This window comes from Pseudomonas sp. 09C 129 (assembly GCF_002843625.1).
In the GTDB taxonomy this organism is placed as follows: domain Bacteria; phylum Pseudomonadota; class Gammaproteobacteria; order Pseudomonadales; family Pseudomonadaceae; genus Aquipseudomonas; species Aquipseudomonas chlororaphis.
Window position 1 is genome coordinate 3,427,309 of record NZ_CP025261.1, and the last position, 24,456, is coordinate 3,451,764.

The following is a 24,456-nucleotide window of genomic DNA, read 5'->3' on the forward strand; positions in this document are numbered from 1 at the left end:
GCTCCATGACCCATTCCACCGCACGCCCGTTGCTGGGCTGCATCGCCGACGATTTCACCGGCGCCACTGACCTTGCCAACATGCTGGTGCGCGGCGGCATGCGCACGGTGCAAAGCATCGGCATCCCCAGCCGCGAAGTGGCGGCCGGGCTGGATGCCGACGCCATCGTCATCGCCCTCAAGTCGCGCACCACGCCGGTGGCCGAGGCGGTCGAGGAATCCCTCGCGGCCCTGGACTGGCTGCGCGAGCAGGGCTGCGAGCAGATCTTCTTCAAGTACTGCTCGACCTTCGATTCCACCGCCGCCGGCAATATCGGCCAGGTCAGCGAGGCCCTGCTCAAGGCCCTGAACAGTGATTTCACCCTGGCGTGCCCGGCGTTCCCGGAAAACGGCCGGACCATTTTCCGCGGCCACCTGTTCGTCCAGGACCAGTTGCTCAGCGAGTCGGGCATGCAGCATCACCCGCTGACGCCGATGACCGACGCCAACCTGGTGCGCGTGCTGCAGGCCCAGACCCAACTGAAAGTCGGCCTGCTGCGCTACGACAGCATCGCCGGGGGCGTCGAGGCGGTGCGGGCGAAGATCGCCGAACTGCGCGCGCAGGGCGTCGGCATGGCCATCGCCGACGCGCTGTCCGATCAGGACCTCTACACCCTGGGCAGCGCCTGCGCCGACCTGCCGCTGCTCACCGGCGGTTCCGGCCTGGCCCTGGGCCTGCCGGGCAACTTCCGCCGCGCCGGCAAACTGCGCGACTTCGACGCGGCGTCGCTGCCGACCGTTGCAGGCGGCGAAGTGGTGCTGGCCGGCAGCGCCTCGGTGGCCACCATTGGCCAGGTCGCGGCCTGGCTGGAGGCCGACCGTCCGGCCCTGCGCATCGACCCCATGGCCCTGGCCGCCGGCGAGCCGGTGGTGGAAAACGCCCTGGCCTTTGCCCGCGACAGCGACGAAACCGTACTGATCTACGCCACCAGCACCCCGGCCGAGGTCAAGGCGGTGCAACAGCAGCTCGGCGTCGAACGCGCCGGCGCGCTGGTGGAGAACGCCCTGGGCGAGATAGCCCAGGGCCTGCGCCAGAACGGCGTGCGGCGTTTTGTGATTGCCGGTGGCGAAACCTCCGGCGCGGTGGTCAAGGCGCTGGGGGTCAACCTGTTGCAGATCGGCGCGCAGATCGACCCGGGCGTGCCGGCCACCCTCAGCAACTCCAGCGAACCGCTGGCACTGGCTTTGAAGTCCGGCAACTTCGGCAGCCGCGACTTCTTCGTCAAGGCCCTCAAGCAACTGGCCGGAGGTGGCCGATGAGCGCCGCGGCAAGCAAGGAACAGGCCCTGCGCGAAGAGATCTGCGACGTCGGCCGCAGCCTCTACCAGCGCGGCTACACCGTGGGCAGCGCCGGCAATATCAGCGCGCGCCTCGACGATGGCTGGCTGATCACCCCGACCGACGTCTGCCTCGGCCGCCTCGACCCGGCGGCCATCGCCAAGGTCAACCTGGCGGGGGAGTGGGTGTCCGGCGACAAGCCGTCCAAGACCCTGGCCCTGCATCGCCAGGTCTATGACCGCAACCCGGGCGTCGGCGGCGTGGTGCACACCCATTCCACCCACCTGGTGGCGCTGACCCTGGCCGGAGTATGGCGGCCGGACGACATCCTGCCGCCGCTGACGCCGTACCAGGTGATGAAGGTCGGGCACATTCCGCTGATCGGCTACCAGCGCCCGGGTTCGCCAAGGGTCGCCCAGCAGGTGGCGCAACTGGCCAACAGCGTGCGCGGGGTGATGCTCGAACGCCTGGGGCCGGTGGTCTGGGAAAGCTCGGTGGCCAAGGCCAGCTACGCCCTGGAAGAACTGGAAGAAACCGCGCGGCTCTGGCTGATGAGCAATCCCAAGCCTGCGCCGCTGGATCAGGTAGCCCTGGATGAGCTGCGCGAGACCTTCGGCGCGCACTGGTAGCGCGCCGCTGTAAACGACACTGCAAGCACCTCCCGGGAGTCGTCCTCAGTCTCTCGACGGCCCCGGCTTGCCTTTAAAAAACAATAACAACAGGACATCCCCGCATGACGTTCCCTGACTGCAGCTGTTTTGGCTTCACCGGCGCTTCTTTCTCTTATGAGGGAGGGGCCGCGCAATGAGCCCGCTTATCCTGATGTTGACGGCCGGCGCGGGCATCGCGCTGCTGCTGTTCCTGGTGCTCAAGTACAAGTTCCAGCCCTTTGTCGCGCTGATGCTGGTGAGCATCCTGGTGGCGCTGGTGGCCGGGGTGAAACCGGCCGACCTGGTGGCGACCATCGAAGGCGGCATGGGCAAGACCCTCGGCCATATCGCGATCATCATCGCCCTCGGCGCGATGATCGGGCGGATCATCGAGCTGTCCGGCGGCGCCGAGGCCCTGGCCAAGACCCTGATCGAGCGTTTCGGCAACCGCCGCACGCCGCTGGCGCTGACCATCGCCGGGTTCATCATCGGCGTACCGGTGTTCTTCGAAGTCGGGGTGATCATCCTTATGCCGCTGGCCTATGGCGTCGCTCGCCGGGCGCGCAAGCCGCTGCTGGTGTTCGCCTTGCCGATGTGCGCGGCGCTGCTCACCGTGCACGCGTTCCTGCCGCCCCATCCGGGCGCTGTGGCCGCGGCCAGCCAGCTGGGCGCCGACCTGGGCCGGGTGCTGATGTTCGGCCTGCCGATCACCGCCTTCCTGTGCTACGTCGGCTACCGCGTGGCCGGGCGCATGACCCGGCGCTTCTACCCGATGACCGACGATATCCGCGCCGAAGTCTATGGCCCCCACGTGACCAACGAGGACCTGCTGGCCTGGACCAATGGCAACGGCCATGGGCAGAACCCGCAACAGGCGGCGGTGGCGGCGTCCCACATGGGCCTGGAAGAATCCACCAGCGCCATTGTCGCCAAGCTGCCACCGGCGCCCGCGCCCGGTTTCGGCCTGATCGTCAGCCTGATCCTGCTGCCGATCGTGCTGATCCTGCTGGGCACCCTGGCCACTTCGTTGCTGCCGGCCGAATCGACCTTGCGCGGTGTCATGACCGTACTCGGCGCGCCGCTGGTGGCGCTGCTGATCGACACCTTACTGTGCGCCTGGCTGCTGGGTTCGCGCCGTGGCTGGAGCCGCAACCAGGTGTCGGACGTGATCGGCTCGGCCTTGCCGGGCGTGGCCATGGTGATTCTGATCGCCGGGGCCGGCGGGGTGTTCGGCAAGGTGCTGGTGGACACCGGGATCGGCGCGGTGGTCTCCGACCTGCTGCGCACCACCGGCCTGCCGGTGCTGGCCCTGGGCTTTTTGCTGACCATGCTGCTGCGCGCGGTGCAGGGTTCGACCACCGTGGCCCTGGTGACCACCGCCGGGATCATCAGCCCGCTGATCGCCACCCTGAACCTGACCCCCAACCACATGGCGCTGCTGTGCCTGGCCATGGGCGGTGGCGGGCTGGCGATGTCGCATATCAACGACGCCGGCTACTGGATCTTCACCAAGCTCGCCGGGCTCAACGTTGCCGATGGCCTGCGCACCTGGACCGTCATCACCACCTTGCTCGGCACCCTGGGTTTCTGTATTACCTTGCTGATCTGGCCTTTTGTCTGAGCCGTTTTTAGGAGCCAACATGCCTCGTTTTGCTGCCAACCTAAGCATGCTCTACCCACAGCACGGGTTTCTCGAGCGTTTCGCCGCCGCGGCGGCCGACGGTTTCGAAGCGGTGGAATACCTGTTCCCCTACGACTACAGCCCCCAGGAGCTCAAGCAGCGCCTGAGCGACAACGGCCTGGTCCAGGCCCTGTTCAACGCGCCGCCCGGCGACTGGGCGGCGGGCGAGCGGGGCACCGCGACCCTGCCGGGGCGCGAGGCGGAGTTCCGCGCCGGCTTCGAGCGCGCCCTGGAATACGCCGCGGTGCTGGGCAACTCGCGCATCCACGTGATGTCCGGCCTGCTGCCCTCGGAAGAGCTGCGCGAACGCCATCACGCGGTGTACCTGGAGAACCTGGCCTACGCCACCGCCCAGGCGGCCAAGGCCGGGGTCACGGTGCTGCTGGAGCCGATCAACACCCGCGACATGCCGGGCTTCTTCCTCAACCGCCAGGACCAGGCCCAGGCGATCTGCAAGGAAGTCGGCGCGAGCAACCTCAAGGTGCAGTTCGACTGTTACCACTGCCAGATCGTCGAGGGCGACCTGGCGACCAAGCTGCGTCGCGACTTCGCCGGCATCGGCCATATCCAGATCGCCGGCGTGCCGGACCGCCACGAGCCGGACCTGGGCGAGCTGAACTACCCCTACCTGTTCGCGCTGATGGACCAGCTGGGCTACGACGGCTGGGTCGGTTGCGAGTACCGGCCGCGCGGCGATACCTCGGCCGGCCTGCAATGGCTGCGGGACTGGAAAGCCTTCTGAGGGGCAGGCAGGGCGGTGGCGCTGGTCAGTGCGTGCCGCCCGCTAGCCGTGATTCTGCGCGAATCTGAACATTTCTGAAGGTGTCGGCCTTCGCTCCCCGGCTGCGGGTACATTGGCTCCCTGTCGCCAGGGCCATCACTGGTGCCATCAATGGGAGCGGGGAGCATGGAAAAGTCGATATTCGTCGATCAGTCGGGCCTGGACGACGCGCCTTGTCGCCCGCGCGATCTGCATTGGGAACAGATCCCCACCGTGACCCTGGAGCGCATCGAGCGCGAATACCGCCGTGCCCGGCGCACCACCATTCTTGGTCAGTGGATCAATATCGCCAGCGTGCTGCTGGTGATGCTGAGCGCCGCCTGCGGCCTCTGGCTGTGGAACCACTTCCGCGCCCAGGGGCTGGACCAGGGCTTTGGCCTACGCCAGTTGTTCGTGCTGTTGTTCTTTTTCGCCACCCTGTGCGCGGTGGTGGAGTGGCTGCGGCGCATTCGCCGCACTACCCGGGTGGCCCTCGACGGGCTGGGTGAAGACCTGCGGGATATCGCCTGCGTGCTGTGGTTCAGAAAACAGCACCAGTGAGCGGCACCCGCGCAGCGGCTGTCAGTCTTTCGCTGCAACCGCTTGCGAGTCGGAGGGCAGCAGCAATTCCACGCCTTGCTTGCGAATTCCGTCCGCCGCGGCCTGGGCCAGGTCGTCGTCGCTGATGATTACGTCGAACTGCTCCAGCCCGGCGATGCGGTACATGCTGAAGGTGCCGTACTTCGAACTGCTGGCCACCAGCACCACCTGGGACGCCGACTGCATCGCCACCTGCTTGACCTCGACCTTCAACGCCGACGGCGTGGTGATGCCGCGGCGCAGGTCCCAGGAGCTGGTGGACATAAAGGCGATATCGGTCACCACCTGACGCAGGGTCGCCACCGCCAGCCCGCCGACGCAGGAATGGTTGTCGTGGTCGAGCTGGCCGCCGGTGTGGATCACCGTCACCTGCGGCGCCTCCATCAGCGCCTGGACGATGCCGAAGTCATTGGTCACCACGGTCATGCCCGACAGCGCCTTGATGTACGGCACGATCTCCAGGGTGCTGGTGCCGGCGTCCAGGTACACCGTCATGTCCGCGTGCAGTAAACGCGCCGCCAGCCGGGCCATGGCCTGCTTCTGCGGCAGCTCGACCACTGCCTTGCTCTGGTGGCTCGGCTCGCTGTGCAACTGGCTGGCGATACGCACCCCACCGGTCACCGAATAGGCCCGGCCTTCCTGCTCCAGCAGGGCAATGTCGCGACGCACCGTCATGTGCGAGCAGTCGAACATCTCCATCAACTGATGCACGCTCAACACCTGGTGCTTGCGCAACTGGCGCAGGATCAGCTCGCGACGCTGCTCGGGAATCATCGGGGCGCCGCTATCGCTGGCGATGTCCTTGGGGTTGGGCATTGAGGCTCCGCAGTGGCTGGGCAGAAGGCAGGTAACTGGCGGACATAGTAGCGAATCCGCGAGGCGGGAACGAGAAGCACGCAACGGATCGTCCCCCTGTACCACCGCGCGGCTCTGCTTCTGTAGGAGCGCAGCTTGCGCGCGATGAACGATGACGCGATATTCCTGCATTGCGCGTGACGGCTATCGACCGGCAAGCAGTTACCAAGGAGCGGTCATGGACCCCAGACGTTATGAACACCTGACGATCAGCGTCGAGCCCCATGAAATGCGCATGAGCCATTGGGTGTACGCACCCAGGGTGGTGGATGCTCGCGATGGCCGGGTGCTGCTGGACCTGAGTGGCGGGCCGTGGGACCTGGTGTCCTGTTCGCCATCGACGGCGGCGGTGGAGCTGCTGTTGCGCAAGTATCCCGGAGAGCGTGAGGCGCTCCGCCTGAGCATTCGCCTGGCCGACAACAGCCTGTGGCTGGAGGGCACTGCGGTTGCCACCGAGAATATCGAGGGGGCGTTGGAGAGGGCGCATGGCTGAGCCGCGCCGTGGCTCATGCCGGCGAAGCGTCACCGGGGCCTGACGACCGTTGGTAAGCTGGCGGTTCTTTCTTTTGCCAAATGGCATTAGAGTGAATGCCATCTGTCATCCGGCAGGGAGATGATCATGACCGCCGCCGCCAAGAAAACCGCCACCGTGAAACCTTCGGCCGAGGCTGAGAAGGCCAAGGGCAGTGTGCCCAAGGCCATCGCCAAGGTCGAACCGCGCAAGCCCTCCGCCAGCCGCATCCGCGGCCCCAAGGCCAACCTGCTGCGCGAAGAGGCGGCGGTCTATGCGCTGCCTTCGCCCATGGTGCGCGGGCTGCTGCCGGGCACTGACGCCGATGACCCTATGGCGGTGTTCAGGGCCACCCAGCTGGGATTCTCCCTGGGTGCGGTGATCGAGCTGGTGGAGTCGGTCGAGGCCTTCAAGCGCTACAACGTGCTGGCGAAGATCGTCGGGTTTTCCGAGCGCACCCTGGCGCGGCGCCTGAAGAACCAGGACCAGGCCCTGACCCCCGAACAGAGCGCCCGCGCCTTGCACTACGCGCAAGTGCTGGAAAAGGCCGAGGCGGTGCTGGGCTCCCGGGCGCTGGCCGAAGACTGGATGACCCAGCCGGCGCTGGGCCTGGATGGCGAAGTCCCCATCGACCTGCTGGCCAACCCGGTGGGCTATGAGCTGGTGACGGACTTTCTGCACCGGCTCGAGTTCGGGGTCTACTGATGCTCACCGACCCCCTGGCCCCGGCCTTGCATTTCTGGCGCCTCGACCAGGCCCGGCATGCCTCGACCTGGAACAGCGGCATTGGCGCCGAAGGCAGCGGCGGACGCTGGAACCCCAAGGGGGTGCAAGTGGTGTACGCCAGCCTGGATGCCTCGACCGCGATCCTGGAAGTGGCGGTGCACAAGGGCTTCAAGGCCCTCGACTGCCTGCCCCACACCCTGACCGCGGCCCGGGTGCTGGACCCGTCGCGGGTCCACACCGTCCACCCCGAAGACATCCCCAACCCCAACTGGCTGATCCCCGGCACCCCCAGCCACAGCCAACAAGCCTTCGGCGCCAGCCTGCTAGAGCAGCATCCCTTCGTGCTGATCCCCTCCAGCGTGTCGCGCCATAGCTGGAACCTGCTGATCAACCCCTTGCTGGCCACGGGGTTGTATGAGCTGGTGTTGCAGGAGCGCTTTGCGCTGGATGGGCGGTTGAGTCCGCCGGAGCATGTCGTGTAGCGCAGCAGCACCGAGCAATTTCAGAATCTTCCTACACCCCGGCTGTCGCCACTTAGCGTAACGTTCCGTTGCCAACTGCAACCAAACTTGCCCCCATCCTGATGGGGGCTTTTTTATGGACGATGTGGAAGTGGACACGGATGAGCGGCTATGTACCCAACGCCCCGAAGGGCTATCGCAATAGAGGCGTGGAGCCTGTCGATATCGGTGAACAGCGTTGGGCCGAATACAAAGATCTGCCAGCTAAACCAGAGGCAAAACCTGGTTCTGTTGGCTGTGTCTTCGCCAAGTCCTGCACCTTGCCCAATGGGGTGATAAACCACAGCAACCCAGGCGGCTTTGTACCTGTCGAGTCACTGAATCAGTACGGTACCTATGTGGTGATGGGCACCGGTCCAGTGATATCCGCAAGCGGGACCCTACTGCAATGGATTGGTGGCTCGGACAGTGCTGCCGCCCTCATAGCCCGCCTTCGAGGCACCTTGGCGTTGGCCGGTCCAGCGACAGCTGTGGGTTTCGCGGCATTACTGCTGCCTGACGATACGTCAGCTGACAGTGCGTTCTATACCTCCGAGCAATACGCGCAGTTAAGCCAAGGGAACACCCGTGTACGGGTCAACGTAAAACACCTGCCGGATGGCTCTGTGAGCGTATATGGGTTCTATACCGGGACCAAGGCAGAGTGGCAGAAGGTGCCCGTAATTGCGGCTCAAGCGCGAGGAGATCAACGGGTAGCGGATTTGGGGAACTGCACTGAGCTCATATGGACTCCGGCAACTGATCCAAGCACTGTGCTAGGCATCCCCGCGCTGAAAGGCGCCTCGTTGAAGCCCGGGACCTGGGTTTTTCCTCCCACTGAGCAGGCCGATAAGATACTGGTCAACCCAGTGCATCCCCCCGACTACCAAGACGCGATCATCTGGTTTCCCAACACGGGTATTCAGCCGATTTATATTTCGCTGAGTGTTCCGGGGGACCATAGCTATCATCCCGCCCCTAAAGGACTGACGGCCTTTCCTGATGCCAAATGGGCCAAATCGAAAGCCTCAATTCAAGGGGGCGGAGGGAAGCGGCACCGTTGGGTGGATAGCTCAGGAAAAATTTACGAATGGGACAGTCAGCATGGGACTGTTGAGATGTACGACAAACGGGGTAAGCATCTAGGCGAGTATGACCCCGAGGCAGGGGAACAGACCAAACCGGCTAAGCCGGGTAGGACAACCCCAAAGTAATCGTTAGGAGTAGTTCATGTATTTATGTATTGCAGGCTTTTTCCCCGATGGTCACGAAAATGAATTTGTGCAATTTGAACTGGACGTAGCACCGGAATTCAATCAGACCGTGCTTGATCTGGTCGGCTGGGGCTCCCTCGAAGAGGGCGTGAGACATGGCGTTATGGAGTTAACCGCAGCACAAGTCAGGCAGATTGAGAATGTGCTTGGAAAACCCATACCGAGTGATCTGGATATCTGTATTAGCGTTTTTGCCTAGAAACTGGGATGCGGTCTATGCACCTGTACCTCACCGGCTTTTTACCCGATGGCTTTGATGACACGTCATTAAAATATGAGCTGGGCGTCGCTCCAGAATTTGAATAGAAGGTAATGGACATCTTGGGCTGGGAAAGCCTAGCCGCTGAGGCTGATGGTGAGTTGCCACTGACCAAGGAGCAGGTCAGTCAGATAACCGTAGCCATCAAGGAGTCCTTACCCGATCACCTCGATTTGTTTATTGGTGTGGTGGCGTAGCTCCACCCATCATCCGTGTCCCTTGTTGACCCGTTGAAGAGCGAAATCAGGAAGTGCTGATCGCTCTTATTCGCCCCCTACGATTAGCAGAGGTTTTTAGTACGGAGGTTTGGGAAAGCTCTGATATTTACGGCTTTTCTGCATTGATAGGGTCGGTGCCTGAATTTTTCAGACACTCAGGATGTACTCATGGCCTATGTCATCAGGGAAGGAGACCCGACCACGACGGGTGGGAAGGTTATCGCAGGTTCGTCAACGACCATCGTTGAGTACCGCAAAGTTGCACGCATCACCGACCCGGTGTGGTGCCCGGTATGCCAGTCGGTGGGGTATATCGCGGAGGGCCATGACACATGGCTGGATAACCAACAGGCTATCGCGGTAGAAGGGTGCGCCGTTCAGTGTGGCTGCCCTGTAGGTTCTAACCGTCTTGTCGCCACTCAATCTTCTGTCCTCTCGGATAATCAGCCAGCGGTCCCTGTTCCCGTCGCCTTGGTACCGCAAGTTGTGGCGAATACCCATCAATGGGCCGAAGCGATCAGACGGGGATATTCGCAAAACCCATTTGCGGATTCGCTGCCGCGCGATCAGGTGAAGGGGCTGGCGCCCATCAGCGAAACGGCGCTGTCAGCGCCCGCTCGGTTGTCGCAACAAAGTGTAGAGCCGGGCTTTTATATCGTTCAGTCCCCGATGAGCCGTGCAGCCCTCGAAGTGGTGCTTTTCGGTCGGCCCGACGCGGCCCTCCTGGAGAAGTTTCGTCGGCTCAACCCCCAACTGACGGACACCGCCAAACCCGGCCAGATGGTGGTCCTCAGCCATCCTGAAAACCAACAGTGCAGCCGTGAAGAAGCACTGCTGATGGACGCAGCGCAAAAGGTCAGCGCCGCGTTGGACACCCTCACGGCCGAGGAGGCGGCCTTTATGGTCCAGTACCGGCAGCAGATCGAGTCCGTGCTGTCTTATGGCTCAACCAACCTTGGGGTCGCGACCGCTGCCGCCGGCAACCATCTGGACGGCATTAAAAGAACCTTGCAGGCCATCGAATCCCTCCACCAAACCTACTTCCTGCGGGATGGGCATCTACGCAGCGTCCAGTTCTTCGCCGAACGGCGGGCGCTGCTCGCCCGGCTGGACGCAAACCTCACCGCCATCACGAAAATGAGCATCGCCTTTCCTGACCACCCCGACCTGAAAACCGCCCTGGGAATTTCCAGCCGCAGCCTGGTTCATCACTGGACCAAAGCGGGAGCAGCGGGGCAGATACCGGGGTATGCGACGCATATCGAGGGCGTGTCGAAGGCTTCCACAGTGCTCAAGTATGGTGGCTGGATTGGCACGGCTTTGGGCGGTGGAGCGTCTTACGTGAAAGTTCAGGATGTTTGTTCTGCGGGGAATAAAGAGGCTTGCGAGAAGGTGAAGTTTACTGAGGTGGGGAGTTTTGCTGGCGGGGTGTTCGGAGGGGCAATCGCCAGCCCGATTTTAACCCAGGCAATGACCTCCATCTGTGCTGCAGTTGCTGTTCCTACAGGGGGTACGGGCGGTGTTGTCTGTGGTTTGGTGGTGGTGGGAGCGGGGAGCTATTTGGCAGGGAAGGGCGGAGAGGCCTTCGGAGAGCTCCTCGGAGAAAATATTTATGAGATCGGGCAATGAGTAAGTTAAGTACGGCGGAGTACGTGCTTACCTTTTTGGGTGTGGCCACGTTTTTGGGCGGGGGGATTACTGCTGGGGTGTATTTCTATCTGAGCTGCACCCGAATGGATGAGATTTTGGGGTATGTAAAAAACTGCAAAGTAGTAAATAACCAAAGGTATTACCTTTATATGGGCGCTTGGGGGCGCTTTTTAATGATTGGGATGATTTCGGGTGCCTTGGCATACTCTAACTATCAAATTAGAAAGGGGATGATGGATGCTGGTGATGTAGATAATTTTCCTGAGCCGCTCAAGCGGAGACTGATTGCAATGTTTAACATGCAGTTAGTATTCCTGGTCTGTCTAATAGTTGAGTTTATTGTTCTGAAGTTGATCAGGTCGTGATAAGTGGCGTTATTTATGAGGTTTTCAATTGGGCCTGCTTAACCTGGCGGCAGTTGTGCTTGCATTCACATTTGCCGGAATACTTGTTGGTGCCTTTGCCCTGATGGGTGTTTTTCTGTATGTCGGGTATTCACGTATGGAGGAAATGCTGGGCCATCTTGAGAATTGCCAAGCAATACAGCAAAGAAGGTTTCTTATGCACGTCGGGCCGTGGGGGACAGTCATGCTTACGGCGTCGATTGCGGGAATCATGACATTTCCCGGAATCTATCTTCGTCACGGTGGAGTCAGTCAGGCGGACTTGGACGCTTTTCCATTGCCCCTGAAGCGCAAGCTGATCCTGTTGCATATCGTGAATATTGCGTTGGCCGTGGGTGGTTTTTTGGTCGGCGGAGCAATGGTTGTGTGTTGGAACTATGTAAAAAAAGGCGGCCTTTAAGGCCCTGAGGTTCGGACATAAACTGCCACGTCTTTGTCGTTGCCCCGTATCGAGCCCAGAGCTAGCCTTTGATCGTCGCTGCAAACGCAGTGATCGGGCTTGGTAACCCGTTTTGATGCAGGCGCAACGATATGGAGTTCAATTATGTGCGCCGACAAGTCGTCCGCAGATCGCGGCTTTTCTAATCTCCTTTTCCTGCTCAATTACGTCTGCTCCCCAAGAGCAAAAGGAGGTGCGCTATGAGCACCTCCACCCCCGTCAAAACCCTCGGCTTCGTCACCTTCGGTCTTTGCGGCGACGGCGACCAAACCCTGTTCCGCGTCAATGCCGACGTACCTCTGCACCAAGCCCTGGAACACGCTTCGACCCTGCTGTACTACGCCAAGAAACTTGCCCTCGATGCCGCCATGGAAGAGCAGGGCGAACGTTACGCCTGGGCCGCGCACTTTCTGGCAGAGATGGGCAAGGCGGTGATCGATGATGTGGGATTGGGCTTGAGGGAAGGGGAGGTGCTGAAGGTTTAGTGGAGGGATGATGTTGTAGGGCGCCGTTTCTGGGTGGCAGGGAAGCGGCGTTTTTTATGGTGGTTACCCCGCATCGCACTGTCGATTTCCCAAAGTCTGGTTCGACTATCTTTCAGGGAATGAAGCCGATGGATCGCAATGACCGTCGGCGTTCCCTGCGGCCTGGCCATCCAGGACCTGTTCTCGCAGCCGTTCGAGTTGCTGCTGGGGCACCGAATCGGTCGGGAGCTGCCCGGGGACGTAGCGATGACAAAAGAGCAACTATGCTAGGTCTGATGCCGGAATTGGTTGAGCAGATCGGGCTTTGCGTCCTTGCGTCGTGGAAAAGCAATGGGAATGGGATCGATCCGCTTGGGTTTAATTGACCGTCGCTGCCTCTCAAGGTTGGTCTGTTGGAGGTCTGAAGTTGCGTATCGCTTTTCTGGTGAACCGAGATGTGGAGAGCAATCTCACTCTCAACTTGCTGTTGCCCGAGATTCACGAGAGCACAGTGGGGATCTTCCTCTCGGAGAGAGTGGGAACGGGCAGCAAGGTACCCCGCATGCTCGGACAACTCGCATTGATCGAGCAGGACCTCTTCAATGCCCTGGCTCCGGGGTTGAGCGGATCGAGCGACCAGGTCGGCAGCGGGCATCGATTCGGTTTTGCAGAACTGCAGCAACGCTTTGGGGTGCCTGTGCGGGTATTGCCTAGCTTGAGGGACCCGGCGGGCCTGCAAATGCTGCGGGATGCGGGAGCGGATCTGTTTGTCTCAATCCGCTTTGGTCAAATCCTCTCCAATGAAGCGTTGGTCATTCCGTCACGCGGCGTCCTCAACCTTCACTCTGGCCTCTTGCCTCACTATCGAGGCGTTCTCGCGACGTTCCGGGCGCTGCTCAATGGTGACCCGGAGATCGGCTGTACGCTCCATTGGATCGACAGTCCCGGCATAGATGTGGGGCGCATCATTGAGACGGCGCGGGTGGCGGTCGAAAAGGAGCGCTCCTTGCTGTGGCACATCCTTGCACTTTATCAACCCGGCGCGGGCCTCATCCTGGACGCAATCAGACGCCTGGAGCGCGGCGAGCCCATGACGGGGGCGCCTCAGGATCCATCTGCAGGGGCCTACTACTCCTTTCCCAGCGAAGATGACCTGATGCGCTTCACGACACTGGGGTGGCGGCTCTTCGATCGCGAGGACGTCTGGGATCTTTTCGAGTCGTACGGATTTCCGTTGCGCACGCACACGCTTTGAGCGTTGAACGAAGGAAGAGGTTCACCGGGCTGGCGAGGCATTGATCTGGCGTTTTTCCAGCGTTGAATCTGACAGTCTCGCGTGAGCGGCTGCATGACTGTGTTTCCAGTTGCGACCCTGGCCGGATAGGCCGACTTCTCGATACCCCTCGCAGAGCGCAGCCCGCCCTGAGTGACCGCATTCCAGATATTTCCAAGACGCTGGGGTTAGACATAAACTGCCACGCCTTTGTCGTTGCCCTGTATAGAGCCCGAGACTAGCCTTTGATCGTCGCTGCAAACGCAGTGACCGGGTTTGGTCGCCCGACTTTGATACAGGCGCAACGATATGGAGTTCAATCATGCGCGCTGGCAAATCATCTTCAGATCGCTGTTTTTCTAATCTCCTTTCCCTGCCCAATTACTCCCGCTTTCCAAGAGCAAAGGGAGGTGGGCTATGAGCACCTCCACCCCGGTCAAAACCCTCGGCTTCGTCACCTTCGGCCCTTGCGGCGAGGGCGATCAAACCCTGTTTCGCGTCAACGCCGACGTGCCTCTGCACCAAGCGCTGGAGCATGCGTCGACCCTGCTGTACTACGCCAAGAAACTCGCCCTCGATGCTGCCATGGAAGAGCAGGGCGAACGTTACGCCTGGGCCGCGCACTTTCTGGCGGAGATGGGCAAGGCGGTGATCGATGATGTGGGGCTGGGCTTGAGGGAAGGGGAGGAGCTGAAGGTTTAGTGGAGGGATGTTGCAGAGCGCCGTTTCTGGGTGGCAGGGAAACGGCGTTTTTTAGGGGGGTTACCCCGCATCGCACTGTCGATTTCCCGGAGTCTGGTTCGACTATCTTTCAGGGAACGAAGCCGATGGGTCGCAATGACCGTCGACGTTCCCTGCCTGAGCACTTTTACGCAGACGAACCAGGAGAAAACCATGCGCAAGCTAATCGTTGCCGCTTTCATGAGCCTGGATGGCGTTATCCAGGCGCCCGGCGGGCCTGAAGAAGACAACAGCGGCGAATTCCGTTTCGGTGGCTGGGTCGTGCCCTACGCCGACGAAGCCTTCGGCCAGGCCATGCAGGAGCTGTTCTCGCAACCGTTCGACCTGCTGCTGGGGCGGCGCACCTACGACATATTCGCCGGGTATTGGCCGCACATGCAGCCCGGTTCAAGCAACAGCGCCATCGCCGATCTGTTCAACCGCGTACCCAAGCATGTGGCCACCCACCGCCCCGATACACTTGATTGGCACAACAGCCATGCGCTGCAAGGCAATCTTGCCGACGCTATACAAGCCCTCAAACAGCAGGACGGCGCCCACCTGTTGACCCAGGGTAGCGGCGATCTGGTGCGCCAACTGCTGGCTGCCGGGTTGGTGGATGAGTTGCGGCTGATGATCTTTCCTATCGTATTGGGACGCGGCAAGCGGTTGTTTGATGATCATGCACAAGCGTCGGCCTTCACGTTGGTGAAGTCGACCAGTACGACTGGCGGGGTGCTGATTACCCGTTACGTTCATAGTGGCGAGGTACGTACAGGAACGTTTGAAGAATAGAAAGCCAGTGCTTTAGCCGACAGTTACTTCCGGTACCTGGGGGAGTAGAGGTTCCTAGGTGTTCGTTTAGGGGGAAGCGATCGGTTGTAAGTGATTGCTAACGGCCAAAAGCAGACGCTCGAAGGTATCGACCTGTTGGCTCTGATACGACTTGAACCAGGATGTTGATTTAGCCTGACCTATATGCGGCCTGTGAAAACCCACGTAAAGACGTCATTCGCTGAATATTTGGGTAGGTCAATGAGTTCCGGCAGCCTGGGTCAAAATCGCGTCAGCGGCATCAGCCTCTCGCCACTCGCGCGATTTGGCTAAAATGACTTTCGGCAGAGCTGAGCGTATGGATCGAGTATTCTGCCTGCGACACTTAATTTCTGTTGCTTCAGTTGTGGGAGGATGTCTGTGCTAAAGCGAACGGCGAACGTCAGTATGGTCCACCTAGCTGGTTTGGCAGGTTTGGAAAGTGGGATAAGGGATAGCTTCGGTATAGAGGTTGGCCAGTATCATGACAAGGTCGTATACCATGCTCTGATTCAGGCTGGCGTGCACTCCATCAGAAGAATAGATGGCATGAGTTCAGATCTGCCGGGCTTGGTTGGTAAGGAGCGCATTACTTCTTATGACGGCACTGAGTATTACAATATGCTCCATTCCATCCAAGAAATGCTACAAAAGCACGCTATTGGCGGGACTCTAGGAAAAGAGCAGAGTAAATATATCTCGTTGAGCCTTTTCCTGACTGACCTTATTTACGCGCTGAAAACTGATTCGGCGATGCTGGTTGTTCTGCCTATCCCTAAACTCGAAGACTACTATGGAATAATTTCGCCTCATATACTTTCAGCCGTTGGAAATCTGTTGCCCGGTGTCACTCCCATAGAAGTGCTAACACCTATTCCACAACTAAGCGTGAAGGCTAGCGAAGTGGGAATATTTGAAGAGCTTCTGGGAAGCCAAATTTTTTCCGCATATTCTAATGCGCATAGCAGTCTGGAGAATAATCGAGAGTCGGACGTGGCTGTATTGGATAACGTCTCGTTAAAAGCTAAATCCGTTTGGCAGCGCTTTTCTAACACCGTTGATCTTAAGAGTCTAACCCTTGCGCTGATGCCTATAACCAAAAATCTGGCAGACAAGGTGCTTACAGGTCTGCCGGGCACCATAACAGGTCTGCTGGCAGATGTTTTGACAAAAGCTGCTCAACAGGAAAAGCGGATAGTGATCTATGACTACCGCCGATCACATAAAGATCTGCTGGTCGCTCACTATTCAAATATGTCCCGCTTAGGGATTCAAAACGGACAGAGAAAAAATTAGCCATCTCTGATTATAGTAATTTGTCTTGATAAGGCGGGCAGGCGCAAACGAGACACGCTTTGCTTGTACGTATAACAGACTGTGGCAGGTTTATTCCGGGGCGGTTGCCACTCCTGGTGGCGAGGCGTCAGCCATTTTCCCGAGGGGCTGCTATTGGCCGAAAGCGGACTTGCGGAAACTTGCCCGTATCCGGTTTCAGAGGCTTCCCGACCTACGCTTTAACTCACCGGCCCCGGCTCCACCCACCCACCCACTCAACCAATCCACTCCCAATACCAAAATCAGCGAAAAAATAAATCCGTGCCCATTTTGATTGCCATTTTGATTATTTCCGGAAGGCTCGATTCCTGAAACCGTCTGCATGGTGGTTTGCTCATGAGCTTGACCTATTTAACACCGTTCGTCAGCTGGATCCAAATCTGACGGAGAGATGGTTGAATATCCTACATATTGTGGTTATTTTTGCTTCTAGCACAATATGTGGTGGTGGCGAAATGGATCGAGAATACATCCAAGAAGCAGCGCATTGGGTTCACGAAGGCCTTTGGGAAAACAAGGAAGCTCTGTGGCCTGGCGGACAACCTCCACTATTAAGCATGCTCGATCCCGCAGTTGCGGCTTCACTGTTGGGACTGACGTATCTGGAGCTCCCAACCCTTGGTTCCACAAGATTTGCTCCACAAGGTCAGAAATTCCAAGCAGCTGGGATATTTGATCGGCGCTCCGGAAAAATCGCAGTCTCTACCGAATTCCCATTACATGAGCGCCGTTTCACAGCTGCTCATGAGATAGGCCATTTCCTACTTCATGAGCAAGAAATTATGCATAGGGACCGGCCGATAGGCGGCTATCACTCGCTATTGACCAAACCTCTGATTGAGCGCGAAGCGGATTATTTCGCAGCGTGTTTCCTTATGCCCCCTAAGCTTGTGATTGCTCGGTTTGAAAGCCAGTTTGGATGCAAGGGGCAGTTTCATTTTAACGACGTCAGTTGTTTTCACCTGAACGCTAACGATCCAAATTCCCTTCTTTATGCCTCGCAAAATTCACTCGACCGAGAAATAGCTTTGGCTCGCTGTACCAGATTCAACGGCAAGGCAATCAATTCTTTGGCTCAGCAATTCAGAATATCTGACAGTGCCATGGCGGTTCGAATCAAGGAATTGAATTTGGTGCGCTGGCCATAGAATTAAGAAATCAACCTTGGCAGGAGGGCAAAGGGGAAATTTACTTTATGAGAAGTTGATAAGTGCAAAAACCACAATCAACATCAACGTTAAGGAGAAAGCTTATGGCGCTTAAACCAGGCCCAAAACCAATCGCTAAATCAACCGGTGAAGTTGACAAGCGTCGTCGTGATAATAAAGACACGCAAGGAAACAATCCCGACTTGAAACCTAGCAAATCCTCAAAAAAATAAGTTGTCGCTGGCAGAAGCTACTGTAACGGTAGCTTTTGTCATTGAAAAAAGGAGACTGATTTATTTCTCAGAAAAAATCAGTCCCCAGTCTCAAGAGAAGATAAGCTCCAACCAGAACCGGGGGCGTCTAGGTTTTTGGACGCAATCAGGGTCGTATAACCGGACCCAAGCGTTCGTATATTCAGTAATTCGGGCTCATGAAATCGCATCTCACTTTCAAGAGTTTGTCGAATCGAGCACGGTGGGTTTTGTACCCAACGCTAGTGCTTGCCTTGCTTAACTTTTTCACCTTCGTAGCGGTCAGCCAGTATCTTTGGGGGCGATGCGCTCAACGGATATATTCAGGCGTGAAAATATTTTGTGTGTGCTCATGGAAGCTGCATCCACGTATCGCCAGAAATTTGGCAATACAGCTACTGGCATGCAGTGACCGCAATGGGAGGCATCCTGTTTTCGTTTGCGGAGGTCGCTCTCTTCGTTAACACAGGTGACATCACAATTGACTGGAATGCGCCCTAATCATTCATCCAGTTGGACGGCTTATCATCCGCTTAATTCTAGCGTTGAACGTCTGTTTCTGGCCGAAAGCCGCCTGCCATGAGCGGTTCCTTTCGGCCAAAAGCACACACTCAAACCTCTACCAAACTAGTAACGATTCAAAATCAGCTTTAATCCGCCCCCACCTCGAACGTCTGCCCACCCTTAGTCGACTGAATCACCCACTCCCCACTCACCCGAAACGACTTGGCCGAGGCGTAGGTGTCTTCCATAAACTGGAAATAGACAATTTTCCCGTCGACGACTTTGGCAAGAATCGAGAACGGCGAGGTAAAGCGATGGCCCACGCCAACCGAGGTGTAGGTAAAGCTGCCGAAGACCGCGACTTTTTCGCCTTCGCCGAAGATATCGGTGACCGAGAAGTCGTTGATGTCCCAGTAGGTGCCGACGTTGGAGAAGGTGTCAACGTAGATTTGCCGGCCTTTGCGGGTGCCGGCCCAGGGTTCGATCTGTTGCAGTTCGGGGTTGTCGAAGTTCAGGGAAACATAGGTGGCGTCTTCGCTGACCAGTTGGGTGGCGGCGTGTGCGACGCTGTCTTTGGCGGTGTTGGCCAGGAAGGCGCTGACGACGTCGATCGGGGCTTTGGTTTTTTGTGCTTTTTCGATTGCGGCGAGATTGGCCATTTTATTGCCTGCTCAATGAAGTGTTTCAGGGGGTGAATTGAAGTTCTTGCTGTATCGCTTCTTGGCGTCTAGGACGCGGATGTATGGTGCTTGTCGACTCAAGGTTGGAGGGGCGGTTGAAGCAGAGCGCGGATACCCGGGCAGCCAGCAAGCCACCCGGATACCTGGCTCTTGATTTCTACAAACCAAACAACCTCCGCGCATTCCCCCGCCCAATCTTCTCCCTATCGTTCTCACTGATCAGCGCCTGATCAAACCAGCTACTCGCCGTGGCCATGCTTTCATACGGGTAGTCCGCCGAAAACAGCACACGATCGACACCAATTTCGCTGATGGCGTCCAGCAGGCCCTTGGTGTGGAAGTGGCCGGCAGTGGTCAGGTAGAAGTTGTGGCTGAAGTAGTGGCTGACCGGTTTTTTCGCGTTGCCCAGGCCTTCGCCTTCGCGTTGCATGTGCAGGCGGTGTTCCAGGCGCGGCAGCATCAGCGGCAGGCCTTCGGCCAGGTGGCCGAGGATGAGGGTCAGGTTGGGGAAGCGGTCGAACAGGCCGCTGAGCATCAGGCGGATTGCGTGGGTGGCGGTTTCATGGGCGAAGCCCCAGGCCGAGCCGACCAGCGATGGGTAACCCTCGTAGATCCGCCGCTGGGTCGGCAGCGGTTCTCGCGGGTGCAGGTAGACCGGCACGTTGAGCGCCGCGACCCGCTCCCAGAATTCCCATACCGGCGGTTCGTCCAGGTACTGCGCGGTATCGGCGTTGCCGATGTTGGTGTAGCCGTTGATCAGTGCCCCCACCATGCCGTAATCCTTTACCGCACGTTCCAGTTCGTCCGCCGCGGCCCTGGGCGATTGCAGGGCCACCGTGGCGAAGGCCTTGAAGCGTTGCGGGTGGCGGGCGACGAACTGCTCGGTGATCTGCTCGTTGGTGCGTTGCGCGAAGGCGATGGCCTGGCGTGGATCGAGCAGCGACTGGGCGCCGGGGGAGGTGAGGGAGAGGATGGCGAGGTCGATGCCATTGCGGTCCATATCGGCGATGCGCTGGTCGCTGTCCAGCAGGCGTTTTTCCACATCCGCCATATAGGCCCGGCCATTGCGCGTGGCTTCGCCGGACGCATCCCACAGGCTGTTGTTCAGCTCGGTGCTGACGTGTTCCTCGAGTACGATTTTGCCTTTCATGCTGATGTAGCCTCTTTAAGGATAAACAGGTACGTAGCGCGTCAAACTCGGTCTGGGCCTAGGCCTCGGCGGTGGACAGGCTGATGTGTTTGTATTCGATGAAGTCGTCGATGGCCGCGACGCCGTTCAGGCGGCCCAGGCCGGACTGGCGATAACCGCCTTCCTCGAATTCGTCGTAGACCTTGGCCCAGTCGTTGATCCACACGGTGCCGGCCTGCACCTTGCGCGCCACGCGCAGCGAGCGCTTGGTATCGCGGGTCCAGATGGCGGCCGCCAGGCCGTATTCGCTGTCGTTGGCCAGGGTCACGGCTTCGGCTTCTGTATCGAAGACTTGCAGGGTCAGCACCGGGCCGAAGGTTTCCTGTTGCACGATGTCCAGCTTCGAGTCGCTGACTTGCAGCAGGGTCGGACGGTAGAAGGCGCCGTTGGCCAGCTCGCCTTCGGTTATGGGGCCGCCGCGGACGATGACCTTGGCGCCCGCAGCGATGGCGGCCTCGACGGCCTGGTCGACCCGCTGCACGTTGGCCTTGTCGATCAAGGGGCCCATGTCGCTGCGCGGGTCGGACGCCGGGCCGACCCGCACCGCTTGCAGGCGTGCCGCCAGGCGCTCGCGCAACTGCTCGGCGATGCCGCGCTGCACCAGCAGCCGCGAGCCGGTCATGCAGAACTGCCCGGCGAACACGGTCAGGGCCTTTTCCAGCACCGGCAGGGCGGCGTCGAGGTCGGCGTCGTCGAACACCAGGTGCGGGGTCTTGCCGCCCAGCTCCAGGCCGAAGCGCTTGAGCGACTGCGCGCCCACCGCGGAAATCGCGCGGCCGGTGGCGGAGGAACCGGTGAAGCTGATGACCGGCACCTGGGGTGAGGCGATCAGCCGGCGCGAGCCTTCGCCGCCGGACTCGGTGAACAGGTTGATCACCCCGCGCGGCAGGGAAGGCGCCTCGGACATGACCCTGGCCAGCAGGGCATTGGTCTGCGCGGTCTGCGCCGGCATCTTGATCACCACCGTGGTGCCGGCGGCCAGGGCCGGTGCCAGCGAGCGCACCATCAGTACCACCGGCGAGTTCCACGGCACGATGATGCCGGCCACGCCCATCGGCTCGCGCAGCACGATGGACAGCACGTCGGGGCGCGGGGTGCCGCTGTGGCCGCGTTCGGTGCGGGTCAGGGCCGCGTAGTAGCGCAGCTTGGAGGGCACCATGCTGACTTCGAAGCGGGCTTCGGGCTTGATCTTGCCGTTCTCCAGCGCCAGTTGCTCGATCAGCGCCTCGCTATTGCGCTCGAAGGCGGCGGCCAGCTCGTCGAGGACCCGGGCGCGCAACGCGCTGTCGTCGGTCCAGCCACTGTTGAAGGTGCGCACGGCCGCGGCGATGGCCGCATCGGCCTCGGCGCCGCCGCCATCGGCGTAGTGGCCGATGACCCGGGAGGTGGCCGGGTCGATGGATTCGCGGTGTTCGGTCGAATCGACCCAGGCGCCGTCGATCCAGTGTTGGGCAAGGGTGTTTTGCATGGTCATGGCAGTGTTCTCCACATTAGCTGTAGCGACGCGCGATGTATTCGGCGGTGGCGATGGTGGTGATATTGGTGGCGACCGAAATGGCGTCCGGGAAGATCGACGCATCGACCACCCGCAGGCCCTGCACGCCGTGGACCCGGCCTTCCAGGTCGACCACCGCGCCGGGGTCGCCGGCAGGGCCCATGGGGGCGGTGGAGGTGGGGTGGTGGTAGGTGTCGAGGGTGGCCAGCATCGACTGCTCGATCTGTTGGTCGCTGCTGGCCTGGGCGCCCGGGTTCAGTTCCGAGTGGATCAGGTCCTTGAGCGGCGCGGTCTGGCCGATCTTGCGCGCCAGTTTCACCCCTTCCAGCAGGCGGGCGCGGTCCTCGGCCCGGGCCAGGAAGTTGAGGTCGATCAGCGGCGCCTGGGCCGGGTCGCGGCTGGCCAGTTTCAGGCTGCCCACCGACAGTGGGCGGGTCAGGGCCACGGCGAGGACAAAACCGACCCGGGTCGGGCTCTGGTCGTGGGGGAACAGGTGGGTGGCGGTGATGTGCAGGTCCAGATCGCCGTTTTTCGCCGTGGAACTGTGGGTCCAGAGCTTGGCGCCGATCACTGGGGACTGCTTGCCGATCAGCTCAGGGCGGGCGGCGTAGGCGTTGTAGTAGAAGGGGTGATCCTTGAGCCGCTGGCCGACGGGCAGGGCGGCGACCAGGGGGATCGACAGCGACGCCAGGTGCTCGCGCGGGCCAATGCCGGAGCGCAGCAGGATCGCCGCGCTGCCGTAGGTGCCGGCGGACAGTATGACTTCGTTCGCATGGATGACTTCGCCGCTGGCCAGGCGCACGCCGGTGGCGCGGCGGCCGTCGAACAGCACCTTGTCCACCAGCACGTCGCCGCGGATCTGCAGGTTGCCGCGGGCCCGCACGGCATTGTCGAGGTAGGCGATGCCGGTGTTGACCCGCACGCCGTCGACGATGTTCATCGGGTAGGGACCAACACCGTTGGCGTCGGCGCCGTCGAAGTCGTCGATCACGCGGAAACCGTTGGCGACGGTGGCGTCGACGAAGGCCCGCTGCATGGGGCTGATGTCATTGCGGGTCAGCTGGTGCACCGGCAGGGGGCCGTCGTGACCGTGCAGCTGGTTGCTGCCGGTGTTGCGTTTTTCCAGCTTCTTGAACGACGGCAGCAATTCTTCATAGGACCAGCCCGGCAGGTTCCAGTTGACCAGGTCCTGCTTGCGGGCGCGGATCGCCACCGCGCCGTTGACCGCCGAGCTGCCGCCCAGCACCTTGCCGCGAATCGCATGGATCGGGTGACCGATATAGCCGGGCAAGGTCTGGTAGCCCCAGTCGCTGCCGGCATCGCCGCCGACGCTGTCGCTGCTGGCGATGACTTTCGGGTAGTCGCGGGTGCCGTAGATGTGGCCGGCTTCGAGCAGCAGCACGTTGCGCTCGCGGCGTTCGCTCAGGCGCCGGGCCATGACCGCGCCGGCCGAACCGCCGCCGATGATCAGCACGTCCACCGGGCTGCCGGCACTACCGTCGCGCTTGCCGTTGGCGCCTTGCGGGGCTGCCGCGAAAGCGGGGCCGGCGCCCAGCATGGAGCCGATGGCCAGGGTCGCCGAGCCGGCGACTGTCTGGGCCAGCAGTTTGCGGCGCGAAGGATTTTCTGGTTGGTGGTGACTCATCGCTCATCTCCCATAGCAGGCGAATGCCTGTCAGATGGAAGCTGAGGCTAAGGTGCGCTCGGGTTGAGCGACAGCCACTGTAAAGTGAACCGCCCGTTCAGTATTGCTTGACCAGGCGGCGGGCCCTGCGCGCTCAGGCGGTGGCGCCGCCCGGCAGCAGCCCGCGAGCGATCAACGCCGCGTCCCAGGGCGCCGGGCGACCGATTTCCTCGCCGAGAAATTGAATCAGCGCCTGGACCTTGGGCGGGGTTTTCAGGGTCTTGAGGTACACCGCCGAGATGTGCCCGCCGGACGGCGCATAGTCGTCCAGCACCGACACCAGCCTGCCGTCGAGCAGGGCGTCGGCGGCCAGGAAGGTTGGCAGGATCGCCAGTCCCAGGCCGGCCAGCGCGCCTTCGAGCAACTGGTGCCCGGAGTCGGTACGCATGCGCACGCGGACGCGGAACGAGTGCTGCGCGCCGTCCATGGGCAGGCTCCACATGCCGTTGGGTTCGCGGTTGTAGTAGACCAGCCCGTCGTGCCGCTGCAGGTCGCCGGGGTGCTCGGGAGTGCCCTGGCGCGCCAGGTAGTCGGGGCTGGCGCAGATCAGGTGGCGGTTCTCGGTCAGCGGCCGCGCCACTAGGCAAGAGTCGTGGAGGTTGCCCAGGCGGATGGCGACGTCGAAATGGCCATCCTGCAAGTTGGCCACCCGGTCATGGGCTTCCATGTCGACGCACAGTTGCGGGTATTGCAGGGCGAAGCGCGCTAGCAGCGGCGCCAGGTAGCGTGGGGTGAAGGCCATCGGCGCCGCCAGGCGCAGGGTGCCGCCGAGGCTGGCCTGGTGGTCCTGCACCGACTCTTCGGCGCGCGCCAGGTCCAGCAGGATGCGTGTGCAATCGGCGTAGAACAGCTGGCCGGCCTCGGTCAGCTTCAGCGGCCGGCCACGGGTCAGCAATACCACGCCCAGGCGCTTTTCCAGCTGCTGCATGCGTTGGCTGACCAGCGACTTGGTGGTCCCCAGGCGTCGCCCGGCTTCGGAAAAACTGGCCGCCTCGACGACCGCGACGAAGGTGCTCATGTCCGAGAATTTATTCACCGCCACTCCTGTTGCCCTGGG

At 60.6% G+C, this 24,456-nt stretch carries 26 protein-coding genes and 1 pseudogene; 21 read left to right on the forward strand and 6 right to left on the reverse strand.

The genetic code is table 11. The annotated features are described in order from the left end of the window. Positions 1-5 precede the first annotated feature (5 nt). The 5 genes from otnK to CXQ81_RS15600 all read left to right on the forward strand — a co-directional run bounded on the left by otnK (position 6) and on the right by CXQ81_RS15600 (position 4,968). Complete coding sequence (otnK, locus tag CXQ81_RS15580; protein ID WP_101337722.1) at positions 6-1,298, forward strand: 3-oxo-tetronate kinase; 1,293 nt, start codon at positions 6-8, stop codon at positions 1,296-1,298. Continuing rightward, positions 1,295-1,945 (forward strand): aldolase, encoded by a 651-nt coding sequence (locus tag CXQ81_RS15585; protein ID WP_101337723.1) that lies wholly within the window; start codon positions 1,295-1,297, stop codon positions 1,943-1,945. Before otnK ends, CXQ81_RS15585 begins: the two co-directional genes overlap by 4 nt. Before the next feature lie 175 nt (positions 1,946-2,120). After that, positions 2,121-3,587 (forward strand): SLC13 family permease, encoded by a 1,467-nt coding sequence (locus CXQ81_RS15590; RefSeq protein ID WP_101337724.1) that lies wholly within the window; start codon positions 2,121-2,123, stop codon positions 3,585-3,587. A gap of 19 nt (positions 3,588-3,606) precedes the next feature. Then, the gene (gene otnI / locus CXQ81_RS15595; protein ID WP_101337725.1) at positions 3,607-4,389 is read left to right on the forward strand and encodes a 2-oxo-tetronate isomerase; all 783 of its coding nucleotides are present in this window, start codon (positions 3,607-3,609) and stop codon (positions 4,387-4,389) included. Positions 4,390-4,554: 165 nt separating this feature from the next. Continuing rightward, complete coding sequence (locus CXQ81_RS15600; protein WP_101337726.1) at positions 4,555-4,968, forward strand: hypothetical protein; 414 nt, start codon at positions 4,555-4,557, stop codon at positions 4,966-4,968. 21 nt (positions 4,969-4,989) lie between these two features. On the opposite strand, the gene CXQ81_RS15605 is transcribed toward CXQ81_RS15600, so the two are convergent. After that, positions 4,990-5,823 carry a DeoR/GlpR family DNA-binding transcription regulator gene (locus CXQ81_RS15605; protein ID WP_007931857.1) on the reverse strand — a complete coding sequence of 278 codons (834 nt, stop codon included), beginning with the start codon at positions 5,821-5,823 and terminating at the stop codon, positions 4,990-4,992. Positions 5,824-6,040: 217 nt separating this feature from the next. Between CXQ81_RS15605 and CXQ81_RS15610 the strand changes: the two genes are divergently transcribed. From CXQ81_RS15610 to CXQ81_RS31495, 16 genes and pseudogenes are all read left to right on the forward strand, one after another. Further along, positions 6,041-6,355: a hypothetical protein gene (locus tag CXQ81_RS15610; RefSeq protein WP_101337727.1), complete on the forward strand. Its 315-nt coding sequence runs from the start codon at positions 6,041-6,043 to the stop codon at positions 6,353-6,355. A 126-nt stretch (positions 6,356-6,481) separates the two neighbouring features. Continuing rightward, positions 6,482-7,078 (forward strand): antitoxin Xre/MbcA/ParS toxin-binding domain-containing protein, encoded by a 597-nt coding sequence (locus CXQ81_RS15615; protein WP_007931849.1) that lies wholly within the window; start codon positions 6,482-6,484, stop codon positions 7,076-7,078. Continuing rightward, positions 7,078-7,581 carry an RES family NAD+ phosphorylase gene (locus CXQ81_RS15620; RefSeq protein WP_101337728.1) on the forward strand — a complete coding sequence of 168 codons (504 nt, stop codon included), beginning with the start codon at positions 7,078-7,080 and terminating at the stop codon, positions 7,579-7,581. The genes CXQ81_RS15615 and CXQ81_RS15620 overlap by 1 nt, the downstream gene beginning before the upstream one ends. 140 nt (positions 7,582-7,721) lie before the next feature. After that, positions 7,722-8,813 carry a colicin E3/pyocin S6 family cytotoxin gene (locus CXQ81_RS15625; RefSeq protein WP_101337729.1) on the forward strand — a complete coding sequence of 364 codons (1,092 nt, stop codon included), beginning with the start codon at positions 7,722-7,724 and terminating at the stop codon, positions 8,811-8,813. 16 nt (positions 8,814-8,829) lie between these two features. Further along, complete coding sequence (locus CXQ81_RS15630) at positions 8,830-9,072, forward strand: pyocin S6 family toxin immunity protein (protein ID WP_007931843.1); 243 nt, start codon at positions 8,830-8,832, stop codon at positions 9,070-9,072. A 17-nt stretch (positions 9,073-9,089) separates the two neighbouring features. Next, positions 9,090-9,329, forward strand: a pseudogene (locus CXQ81_RS31490) (pyocin S6 family toxin immunity protein). 189 nt (positions 9,330-9,518) lie between these two features. Next, positions 9,519-10,979, forward strand: a complete 1,461-nt coding sequence (locus tag CXQ81_RS15640) for a PAAR domain-containing protein (protein WP_101337730.1) — start codon at positions 9,519-9,521, stop codon at positions 10,977-10,979. Further along, positions 10,976-11,365 (forward strand): hypothetical protein, encoded by a 390-nt coding sequence (locus CXQ81_RS15645; protein ID WP_101337731.1) that lies wholly within the window; start codon positions 10,976-10,978, stop codon positions 11,363-11,365. The genes CXQ81_RS15640 and CXQ81_RS15645 overlap by 4 nt, the downstream gene beginning before the upstream one ends. Positions 11,366-11,393: 28 nt before the next feature. After that, positions 11,394-11,804, forward strand: coding sequence for a hypothetical protein (locus CXQ81_RS15650; RefSeq protein WP_101337732.1), 411 nt, complete (start codon positions 11,394-11,396; stop codon positions 11,802-11,804). A 239-nt stretch (positions 11,805-12,043) separates the two neighbouring features. Continuing rightward, on the forward strand, positions 12,044-12,328 hold the full coding sequence (locus tag CXQ81_RS15655; RefSeq protein WP_101337733.1) for a DUF3077 domain-containing protein: 285 nt from the start codon (positions 12,044-12,046) through the stop codon (positions 12,326-12,328). Positions 12,329-12,734: 406 nt separating this feature from the next. Further along, a complete protein-coding gene (locus CXQ81_RS15660; RefSeq protein ID WP_101337734.1) occupies positions 12,735-13,562 on the forward strand; it encodes a formyl transferase in 828 nt (275 codons plus the stop codon). Positions 13,563-13,997: 435 nt separating this feature from the next. Further along, positions 13,998-14,282 (forward strand): DUF3077 domain-containing protein, encoded by a 285-nt coding sequence (locus CXQ81_RS15665; RefSeq protein ID WP_101337735.1) that lies wholly within the window; start codon positions 13,998-14,000, stop codon positions 14,280-14,282. Positions 14,283-14,474: 192 nt separating this feature from the next. Then, the gene (locus tag CXQ81_RS15670; RefSeq protein ID WP_101337736.1) at positions 14,475-15,095 is read left to right on the forward strand and encodes a dihydrofolate reductase family protein; all 621 of its coding nucleotides are present in this window, start codon (positions 14,475-14,477) and stop codon (positions 15,093-15,095) included. 567 nt (positions 15,096-15,662) lie between these two features. Next, positions 15,663-16,409: a hypothetical protein gene (locus CXQ81_RS15675; RefSeq protein ID WP_157832251.1), complete on the forward strand. Its 747-nt coding sequence runs from the start codon at positions 15,663-15,665 to the stop codon at positions 16,407-16,409. Positions 16,410-16,843: 434 nt separating this feature from the next. After that, positions 16,844-17,596, forward strand: coding sequence for an ImmA/IrrE family metallo-endopeptidase (locus tag CXQ81_RS15680; RefSeq protein WP_256593479.1), 753 nt, complete (start codon positions 16,844-16,846; stop codon positions 17,594-17,596). Between the two features lie 104 nt (positions 17,597-17,700). Then, positions 17,701-17,829: a hypothetical protein gene (locus CXQ81_RS31495; RefSeq protein WP_256214295.1), complete on the forward strand. Its 129-nt coding sequence runs from the start codon at positions 17,701-17,703 to the stop codon at positions 17,827-17,829. A gap of 668 nt (positions 17,830-18,497) precedes the next feature. Here CXQ81_RS31495 and CXQ81_RS15685 read toward each other — a convergent pair. The 5 genes from CXQ81_RS15685 to CXQ81_RS15705 form a co-directional block, all read right to left on the reverse strand. Next, positions 18,498-19,010, reverse strand: coding sequence for a nuclear transport factor 2 family protein (locus tag CXQ81_RS15685; RefSeq protein ID WP_101337739.1), 513 nt, complete (start codon positions 19,008-19,010; stop codon positions 18,498-18,500). A 178-nt stretch (positions 19,011-19,188) separates the two neighbouring features. Further along, positions 19,189-20,181: an amidohydrolase family protein gene (locus CXQ81_RS15690; RefSeq protein ID WP_101337740.1), complete on the reverse strand. Its 993-nt coding sequence runs from the start codon at positions 20,179-20,181 to the stop codon at positions 19,189-19,191. Positions 20,182-20,239: 58 nt separating this feature from the next. After that, positions 20,240-21,688, reverse strand: coding sequence for an aldehyde dehydrogenase family protein (locus CXQ81_RS15695; protein WP_218244952.1), 1,449 nt, complete (start codon positions 21,686-21,688; stop codon positions 20,240-20,242). Positions 21,689-21,710: 22 nt separating this feature from the next. After that, entirely contained in the window at positions 21,711-23,360 is a 1,650-nt protein-coding gene (locus CXQ81_RS15700) for a GMC family oxidoreductase (protein WP_101337742.1), read from the reverse strand. Between the two features lie 133 nt (positions 23,361-23,493). Beyond that, on the reverse strand, positions 23,494-24,435 hold the full coding sequence (locus CXQ81_RS15705) for a LysR family transcriptional regulator (protein WP_101337743.1): 942 nt from the start codon (positions 24,433-24,435) through the stop codon (positions 23,494-23,496). Between the last annotated feature and the right edge of the window lie 21 nt (positions 24,436-24,456).